The 1,744-nt window shown below is 68.2% G+C and carries 1 pseudogene; it reads right to left on the bottom strand.

From position 1 onward, the window contains the following. A pseudogene (locus tag DUPY_RS18210) lies at nt 1-1,744 on the bottom strand (heme utilization protein); the annotation flags it as partial.

Below are 1,744 nucleotides of genomic sequence, written 5' to 3'. Positions count from 1 at the left end.
CTGCCTGGTTGGTGGTCAGCGCGGCCAGGCTGGCGGTTTTCAGCGCAGCGAAGTCAGCGGTTTCCAGCGCGACGATGGCGTTCGTCGACAGGCCAGCCACTTGCTGGCTGGTCAGTACGCCAGCCTGGGTGGTGGTCAGCGCCACGATCTGGTCGGTCGTCAGCGCGGCAGCGCCAGCGGTGGTCAGCGCCACGAACTGGTTGGTGGACAGTGCCACCAGCTGGTCGGTGGTCAGGGCGGCCACTTGCGCCGTTTTCAGGGCGGCGATACCGGCGGTGGTGATGCCGGCCAGGTCGGCCAGCTCGATCGCCACCAGGTTGCTGGTCGACAGCGCGCCAACTTGCGCGGTGGTCAGGCCGGCGATCTGGTTCGACGACAGCGCGACGATCTGGTCGGAGGTCAAACCGTTGGCGATGTTGGCGGTCGAGATGGCCGACAGCGACGCGGTGGTCAGCGCCTGCACCTGGGCGGTGGTGATTGCTGCCACTTGCGTCGAGGTCAGGCCGGCAAACGCGGCGGTTTTCAGCGCAGCCATGTCAGCCGTTTCCAGCGCGACGATGGCGTCGGTGGTCAGGGCCGCGACTTGCGCGGTGGTCAGCGCGTTGGCGGCGGTGGTGGAGAGCGCCACGATCTGGTCGGTGGTCAGCGCACGCACCTGGTTGGTGGTCAGCGCGGCCAGGCTGGCGGTTTTCAGCGCCGCGAAGTCGGACGTTTCGAGCGCAGCAATCGCGGCGGTGGACAGGCCGGCCACTTGCTGGCTGGTCAGTACGCCAGCCTGGGTGGTGGTCAGCGCGACGATCTGGTCGGTCGTCAGCGCGGCAGCGCCGGCGGTGGTCAGCGCCACGATCTGGCCGGTGGACAGGGCCACCAGCTGGTCGGTGGTCAGCGCAGCCACTTGCGCCGTTTTCAGGGCGGCGATACCGGCGGTGGTGATACCGGCCAGGTCGGCTATTTCGATGGCGACCAGGTTGCTGGTCGACAGCGCACCGATTTGCGCGGTGGTCATGCCAGCGAGTTGGGTCGAGCTCAGCGCGACGATCTGGTCGCTGGTCAGGCCATTGGCGATGTTGGCCGTGCTCAGGGCGGCCAGGGCCGACGTGCTCAGGCTTTGTACCTGGGCAGTGGTCAGGGCAGCAACCTGGGCCGAGGTCAACGCGGCGAACGAGGCGGTATCCAGGCCACGCAGGTCGGCCGTTTCCAGCGCGACGATGGCGTCGGTGGTGAAGGCGGCCACTTGCGCGGTGGTCAGCGCGCCGGCGCCTTCGGTGGTCAGGGCCACCACCTGGTCGGTGGTCAGGGCGCGGATCTGGTTGGTGGTCAGCGCGGCGACCGCGGCGGTTTTCAGCGCAGCGAAGTCGGACGTTTCCAGCGCCACGATGGCGTTGGTGGACAAGGCAGCGACTTGCTGGCTGGTCAGCGCGCCAGCCTGGGTCGTGGTCAGGGCAACGATCTGGTCGGTCGTCAGTGCGGCAGCGCCAGCGGTGGTGAAAGCGGCCACCTGGCCGGTCGACAGCGCGACCAGCTGGCTGGTCGTGAACGCGGCAACCTGCGCCGTTTTCAGGGCAGCGATGTCGCCGCTCGACAGGCCGGCCAGGTCGGCTACTTCGATGGCGACCAGGTTGCTGGTCGACAGTGCCGCCACTTGCGCGGTGGTCAGGCCGGCGATCTGGTTCGACGACAGCGCGACGATCTGGTCGGAGGTCAAACCGTTGGCGATGTTGGCGGTCGAGATGGCCGACAGCGA

The organism is Duganella phyllosphaerae (genome assembly GCF_001758785.1).
In the GTDB taxonomy this organism is placed as follows: domain Bacteria; phylum Pseudomonadota; class Gammaproteobacteria; order Burkholderiales; family Burkholderiaceae_D; genus Rugamonas; species Rugamonas phyllosphaerae.
This window is presented reverse-complemented; position numbering and strand designations above follow the sequence as displayed.